The following is a 6,908-nucleotide window of genomic DNA, read 5'->3' on the forward strand; positions in this document are numbered from 1 at the left end:
TATAGTCTAACCCACCCTCGGACTCCGAGTGCCCGACATGCCGACCCATGGCTCCCCCTTCGTGCGTCATGCCGCCCGTCCGGCGGCGATCTCGAGCAGTTCCCGCGCGTGCGCGAGACCGATCTCGGAGTCGGTGAGCCCCGACAGCAGGCGCGCCATCTCGGCCTCCCGCTCGGCTCCGAGCAGCTGCCTGACGCTCGAGCTCGTCACCTGACCGTCGGTGCCCTTCACGACGCTCAGGTGGTTGCCCGCGAACGCGGCGACCTGAGCGAGGTGGGTGACGACGATGACCTGGGAGCGCTCGGCGAGCTTCGCCAGCCGGCGGCCGATCTCGATGGCCGCCGCTCCCCCGACGCCGGCGTCCACCTCGTCGAAGACGAACGTCGGCACCGGATCGACCGCACCGATCACGACCTCGATCGCGAGCATCACCCGCGAGAGCTCGCCGCCGGACGCCCCCTTCGAGACCGATCGGGGCTCGGCCCCGGGATGCGGGCGCAGCAGGATCTGCACCTGGTCGCGGCCGTGCAGGCCCGGCTCCTCGAGCGGCTCGACCGACACGCTCAGCACGGCGTCGGGCATGGCGAGCGCGGCGAGCTCGGCCGTGACGGCGGAAGCGAGCCGCTCCGCCGCGGCGCTCCGCAGCGCCGAGACCTCGTCAGCCAGTCGGTCGAGCTCCCCCCGAAGACGGTCGACGGATGCCTCGAGCTGCACGATGCGGTCGTCGTCGCCGTCGAGCTCCACGAGTCGGAGCCCGCCCGTGCGGCGGAACTCGAGCGCCTCGTCGAGCGAGCCGTGTCGGCGTGCGAGGCCGGCGAGGAGGGCCCGGCGTTCCTGCACGAGCTCGAGCTCGCGGGCGCCGTCGGCGTCGAGCGAAGCGAGGTAGCCGGACAGCTCGGCCGCGGCATCCGCCAGCAGGAAGCCCGCGTTCGTCAGCGCTTCAGCGATCGGAGCGAGCGCCGCGTCGAAGCCGGCGACCCGCTCGAGCTGACGTCGGGCGCCTTCGACGAGCCCGACGGCGTCTGGCGCATCGTCGACGGCCTCCTCGGCGGACACCAGTTCGCGCGCCTGGGCCGCGGCGAGGCGGAGCTCCTCGAGGTTCGTGAGCCGCTCCGAGCGTTCGTGCAGTTGCTCATCTTCACCGGCCTGCGGGTCGATCGTCTCGAGCTCGTCGAGCGCTTCGCGGAGCTCCTCGGCCTCTCTCGCCCGGGCGTCGTGCTCTGCGCGGAGCGTCGCGAGCTCCGCGGCATCCGCCTTCCACGCCTCGAAACCCGAGCGGTACGCCTCGAGCGCGGCGGCGAGCGGAGCCCCTCCGAAACGATCGAGCGCCTCGCGCTGCGCGGTCGCGGAGCGGAGCCGCTGCTGGTCGGCCTGCCCGTGCACGACGACGAGCGCCTCGCCGAGCTCGGCGAGGACCCCCACCGGTGCGCTGCGTCCGCCGACGACCGCACGGCTGCGACCCTCGGCGGACACCGAACGGCCGAGCAGCAGCTCGCCCGCCTCGATCTCCCCGCCGGTCTCGGCGACGCGTTCGGCGACGGCCTCGGGGTCGGCGAGCAGCCAACGCCCCTCGACCCACGCCTGCTTCGCTCCGGCCCGCACGGCCGCGGCGTCGGAGCGCGCCCCGAGGAGCAGCCCGAGCGCGGTGACCACCATCGTCTTGCCCGCACCGGTCTCACCGGTCACCGCGGTGAAGCCCGGCCCGAGCGGCAGCGTCGCCTCGGCGATGACGCCGAGGTCGCGGATACCGAGTTCTTCGATCACGTTCGCCTCCGTTCGCGCTCAGTCACGGCCACTCGGCCCCCGCCAGCCCGTCACCGGCAGCTGGAACTTGTTCACGAGCCGATCGGTGAAGGGCGCCTCGTGGAGGCGCGCGAGCCGGACCGGAACCGGCGAGCGACGCACGATCACCCTGGAGCCCGCGGGCAGGTCGAAGGTGCGGCGACCGTCGCACCAGATCACCGCGCTGCTCTCGGTGCGCTGCAGGATCTCGACCGCGAGCGAGGACTCGGGACCGACGACCAGCGGGCGTGCGAAGAGCGCGTGCGCGGAGAGCGGCACGAGCAGCAGCGCCTCGAGGCTCGGCCAGACGACCGGGCCGCCCGCCGAGAACGAGTAGGCGGTCGAGCCGGTCGGGGTCGACATCACGACCCCGTCGCAGCCGAACGACGAGAGCGGGCGGCGGTCGACCTCGATCACCACCTCCAGCATGCGCTCACGTTCGGCCTTCTCGACGGTGACCTCGTTCAGCGCCCAGCTCTCGTACACGACCTCGGCGCCGACCTTGGCGCGCACCGAGAGCGTCATGCGCTCCTCCACGGCGTAATCGCGGGCGAGCGCCCGGGTGATCGTCAGCCCGAGGTCGTCGCGCTCGCTCTCGGCAAGGAAGCCGACGTGCCCGAGGTTGACCCCGAGCAGCGGCGCCGGGTGCGGCCGGATGAGCTCGGCCGCGCGGAGAATGGTGCCGTCGCCACCGAGGACGATGACGAGCTCGATGACCGCCGGATCGACTGCTTCGAGGCGGAGCGCCCGCCCGTCGAGCTCGGGCACGACCTCCTGCACGTCGTCCCAGTGCTCGGCGGCGATCACCGGAACGGCGCCCTCGGCAAGCAGCCGCTGGCAGACCTCGACCGTCGCCTCGAGGGCGGCGGCGCGGCCCGTGTGCGAGACGACGAGGAAGTGCCGGGCCTCGGTCATCGCCCACCCCCTCTCGCCAGCCGTTCGATGCGACTCGACCATTCTGACGGATCGGAGCCCCGCTCGGCCGTCAGATGCACGAGGAACTCCTCGTTCCCCTGACCGCCCGCGATGGGTGACGCCGCGACGCCGACCGTGCGCAGGCCGAGATCGTGCGCGGCCCACAGCACGTCGTTCACCGCGTCGGCGCGTCGGGCCGGGTCGCGCACGATGCCCTCACGGGTGCCGCCCCGGCCGACCTCGAACTGCGGCTTCACGAGCAGCACGAAGTCGGCGCCGGGCGCGGCCGTGGCGACGAGCGCCGGCAGCACCGTGGCGAGCGAGATGAAGGAGAGGTCGGCGGTGACGAGATCGGGCCGCTCGGCGACGCCGGTGAGCGCGGCGAGCCGCTCGGCGTCGAGCGTGCGGACGTTGCAGCCCTCGACGAGCACGATGCGCTCGTGGCCGAGCAGTTCTGGCGCGAGCTGCCCGTGGCCGACGTCGACCGCGAGCACGAGCCGTGCTCCGCGTTCGAGCAGCACCTGCGTGAAGCCGCCGGTCGAGGCGCCGGCGTCGAGCGCGAGGCGCCCGTCGACGTCGACGGAGAACTCGTCGAGCGCCGCGATGAGCTTGTGGGCTGCGCGGCTCACATAGTGATCGGCGGATGCCACGGCGAGCTCGGCCTCCGCGGCGACGCGCGTCGAGGCCTTGACGACCGGCCGGCCGTCGACCGTCACCGAGCCGGCGGCGATGAGCGCGGCCGCGTGCGTGCGGGAGCGCGCGAGTCCGCGCTCGGCGAGGGCGGCGTCGAGTCGGGCGTCGGGCATGCTCACCCCGCGCTGCGCGTCGGATCGGACTGCTCGAGCTCGGAGCGGAGCGCGTCGGCGAGCTGCCGGTACCCAGCGGCGCGTTCATCGAGCGGACGCGCCTCGAGCTCGTCGAGGGCCGCCCGAGTGGCCTCGCTCAGGTCTCGGGTATCGGAGTTCGATTCGTCGCTCACGGGATCCACGCTACCGGCACCCGGCGACGAACGGGGTGCCGGTTCGCCGGGTTCCCCGGGCCCCGTCGAAGGGACCCTTTGGTTCCCTGAGCCCGTCGAGGGGAACCCCCACTGGTTCCCTGGGCCCGTCGAAGGGACCCTTTGGCTCCCTGAGCCCGTCGAAGGGACCCACCCGCTTCGACAAGCTCAGCGAACCACCCACTGGTTCCCTGAGCCCGTCGAAGGGAACCCCCCGCTGGTTCCCTGAGCCCGTCGAAGGGAGGCGCACCTCAGGCGTATAGCCGCTCCGGCACGTCGAGCGCGTGGATCGGGGTGCCTGACCCCCAGATCGCCGCGCACGCCGCGCGCAGCAGATCGATCCCGCCGTCGCCCTCTTCGACCACGACCACGCGCGAACCGTCGACCTTCACGGCCGACCGCCCGACGCGCAGGGCTCCCCCGCGGCGTTCCTCGGTCTCCGGGTACGGCCGGTGCAAGCCGCGGAGGTCCTCCAGGATGAAGTCCGGTCGGCTGTCCGCCTTCGCCGCGAGGAGCTGCTTCGCCCGGTCGATGCCGGTGAGCACGACGGCCGAGCGGATCCCGGCCCGGCGCGCGCCGAGAATGTCGGTGTCGAGGCGGTCGCCCACCATCAGCGGCGCGGTGGCGCCGAAGCGGCGCATCGCCTCGTCGAAGATCGCTCGTTCCGGCTTGCCTGCGACGAGCGGGAAGCGCCCGACCGCGGTGTGTACCGCGGACACCAGCGTTCCGTTGCCCGGCGCGATCCCGCGGGCCACGGGGATCGTCCAATCCATGTTCGTCGCGATCCACGGGATGCCCCCGGGAGCATCCGGCCCGCCATGAGCGTTCAACGCGAACGCGGCCTCGGCGAGCTGCGTCCAGCCGACTTCGGGCGCGAAACCCTGCACGACGGCCGCCGGGTGGTCGTCAGCCGAACGCGTCACCCGGTAGCCGCGACGCTCGAGCTCCGTGATGATGCCCTCGCCGCCGACGACGAGCACGAGCGCGCCGGGGTCGACCTGCTCACCGAGCAGATGCATCGCGGCCTGTGGGGAGGTGACGACGTCGCTCGGTTCGACGTCGAGGCCGAGCTCTGCCAGGTGCGCCGCGACCGAGGCGTCGCTCCGGGAGGCGTTGTTCGTGAGATAGCCGACGGCGCGACCTCGTTTCGCGAGGTTGAGGCTGTCGACCGCGTGCGGGATCGCCCCGTGCCCCTGGTAGACGACTCCGTCCAGGTCCGCGAAGACCGCGTCCACGCCGTCGAGCGGCGTCGCCGCCTCAGTCTTCGTGCGGAACAGCGCCATCGGCGTCAGCCCCCTCGTCGGCGGCGTCGCTCACGTCCTCAGCCTCAGTCTCGGCTTCAGCTTCGACATCAGCCTCAACCTCAGCCTCAGCCTCAGCCTCAACCTCAGCCTCAGCTTCGACATCAGCCTCAACCTCAGCCTCAACCTCAGCCTCAGCTTCGACATCAGCCTCAGCCTCGGTGTCCGCGTCGTCGCCCTCGTCCTCATCGAGCTCGAAGACTTCGAAGACCTCCGCCTCCGCAGGCCCAGCGAGCGCCGACTCCGCGCGCAGTGCGCGGGCGCGCCAGTCCGCGGCATCCGCCTCACGGCCGAGCTCGTCCAGCACCTCGGCATATGCGAAGAACAGGGCGGGGCTGTACGAGAACGCCCGGTCCGGGTCGAGCTGCGGGATCTCAAGCTCTGCGAGAGCGAGCTCGGCCTCACCGCGATCGAGCCTGGCCCCGGACATCGCGATCGCGAGGCCGACCTGCACCCCCGCGGGCAACGTACTGCGGTCGACCGAACGACCGAGCTCGAGCGCCCGGTCGGGTCGACCGACGCCACGCTCGCTGTCCACCATCAGCGGCAGTTGTTCGTCGCTGCCGGTGATCCGGCGATACGTGCGCAGCTCCCGCAGCGCGAGCGCGAAGTCGCCGGTCGCGTACGCGGTGATCGCGAGGGTCTCACGGACGACCCCGATGCGGCCGCCACGACGGGATGCCGACAGGGCGTGACGGTGCGCGAGCTCCGGATCCGACTCGAGGAACTCCGCTGCAGCCGCCAGGTGCACGGCGACCCAGTCGGCGTTCTCCTTCGTCAGCGTGCGCAGCTCACCGCGGGCGCTCTTCTCGAGCGACGCCGGCCGAATGTGCTCGGGAACCTCCGGGTCGTCGTGACGCGGCCGAACCTGCCGCATCGATGCGCCGTGCGAATCCGGGCGCGGCTGCTCGTAGCCCGGCCGGCCGCCCCGGTCGCGATCGTCGCCCTGCTCCCAGGGCTTCCGCGGTCCGCGATCGTCGCGGCGCGGACCACCGGAACGAGCGCCATCGCGCTCCCACGGCTTGCGATCACCGTCACGACGAGGACCACCGGACCGCTCGTTCTCCCACGGCTTGCGATCTCCATCACGACGAGGACCAGCCGAGCGAGCGCCATCGCGCTCCCACGGCTTACGGTCACCGTCGCGACGAGGACCAGCCGAGCGAGCGCCATCGCGCTCCCACGGCTTACGGTCACCGTCACGACGAGGACCACCGGAGCGCTCGCCACCGCGAGCACCATCGCGCTCCCACGGCTTGCGATCGCCATCACGACGCGGAGCACCCGAGCGATCGTTCTCCCACGGCTTACGGTCGCCATCGCGACGAGGAGCACCGGACCGCTCGCCACCGCGAGCACCATCACGCTCCCACGGCTTGCGATCGCCATCACGACGAGGAGCACCCGAGCGATCGTTCTCCCACGGCTTACGGTCGCCATCGCGACGAGGACCACCGGACCGCTCGCCACCGCGAGCACCATCGCGCTCCCACGGCTTGCGATCACCATCGCGGCGCGGGCCGGACGCACGGTCCTTCTCCCAGGGCTTCCGGTCGGAGGGACGCCGATCGCCCCCGCGCGGGCCGCCGTTGCGATCCCCACGCGGTGCGCCGCTGTCACGACGCTGGCTGTTGTCGCGCGAGCCGTACTCGCGCTTCGGGCGTTCCGAGCGTCCGCGGTCGTCGGGGCTTCGCCCCTCGTCGTTCCTGGAATCGCTCACGCTCAGCCTGCCGTCTCTTGAAGTCTCATCCGCCTCGAGGCTATCGGGCGGGCTCAAATCTGTCCGTAAATGCCGAAAGGCCACCCCGGGGTTCGGGGTGGCCTTTCGTGAATGGGTGTCCGGCGGTGTCCTACTCTCCCACAGGGTCCCCCCTGCAGTACCATCGGCGCTGTCAGTCTTAGCTTCCGGGTTC

Annotated in this window: 7 protein-coding genes and 1 rRNA gene; all 8 read right to left on the minus strand. The window is 72.1% G+C overall.

All coding sequences use genetic code 11. The annotated features are described in order from the left end of the window. Positions 1–66: 66 nt before the first annotated feature. Positions 67–1,764 carry a DNA repair protein RecN gene (gene recN / locus M3147_RS14945; RefSeq protein WP_251204206.1) on the minus strand — a complete coding sequence of 566 codons (1,698 nt, stop codon included), beginning with the start codon at positions 1,762–1,764 and terminating at the stop codon, positions 67–69. Positions 1,765–1,782: 18 nt separating this feature from the next. Beyond that, the gene (locus M3147_RS14950) at positions 1,783–2,697 is read right to left on the minus strand and encodes an NAD kinase (RefSeq protein WP_251204207.1); all 915 of its coding nucleotides are present in this window, start codon (positions 2,695–2,697) and stop codon (positions 1,783–1,785) included. Continuing rightward, complete coding sequence (locus M3147_RS14955) at positions 2,694–3,503, minus strand: TlyA family RNA methyltransferase (protein WP_251204208.1); 810 nt, start codon at positions 3,501–3,503, stop codon at positions 2,694–2,696. Before M3147_RS14955 ends, M3147_RS14950 begins: the two co-directional genes overlap by 4 nt. A 2-nt stretch (positions 3,504–3,505) precedes the next feature. Further along, entirely contained in the window at positions 3,506–3,676 is a 171-nt protein-coding gene (locus tag M3147_RS14960) for a hypothetical protein (protein ID WP_251204209.1), read from the minus strand. 269 nt (positions 3,677–3,945) lie between these two features. Further along, the gene (locus tag M3147_RS14965; RefSeq protein WP_251204210.1) at positions 3,946–4,977 is read right to left on the minus strand and encodes an HAD-IIA family hydrolase; all 1,032 of its coding nucleotides are present in this window, start codon (positions 4,975–4,977) and stop codon (positions 3,946–3,948) included. Continuing rightward, positions 4,952–5,746, minus strand: a complete 795-nt coding sequence (locus M3147_RS14970; protein WP_251204211.1) for a hypothetical protein — start codon at positions 5,744–5,746, stop codon at positions 4,952–4,954. Before M3147_RS14970 ends, M3147_RS14965 begins: the two co-directional genes overlap by 26 nt. Positions 5,747–5,772: 26 nt before the next feature. Continuing rightward, positions 5,773–6,525: a hypothetical protein gene (locus tag M3147_RS14975; protein ID WP_251204212.1), complete on the minus strand. Its 753-nt coding sequence runs from the start codon at positions 6,523–6,525 to the stop codon at positions 5,773–5,775. A 307-nt stretch (positions 6,526–6,832) separates the two neighbouring features. Then, positions 6,833–6,908, minus strand: a 5S ribosomal RNA gene (gene rrf / locus M3147_RS14980); the annotation flags it as partial.

The organism is Agromyces mediolanus, assembly GCF_023715325.1.
Taxonomy (GTDB): Bacteria; Actinomycetota; Actinomycetes; order Actinomycetales; family Microbacteriaceae; genus Agromyces; species Agromyces mediolanus_A.

Excerpts from the sequence above, each read along its gene's own strand:
- M3147_RS14950 (WP_251204207.1), bottom strand. The coding sequence starts at position 2,697 with ATGACCGAGGCCCGGCACTTCCTCGTCGTCTCGCACACGGGCCGCGCC.
- M3147_RS14955 (WP_251204208.1), bottom strand. The coding sequence starts at position 3,503 with ATGCCCGACGCCCGACTCGACGCCGCCCTCGCCGAGCGCGGACTCGCG.
- M3147_RS14965 (WP_251204210.1), bottom strand. The coding sequence starts at position 4,977 with ATGGCGCTGTTCCGCACGAAGACTGAGGCGGCGACGCCGCTCGACGGC.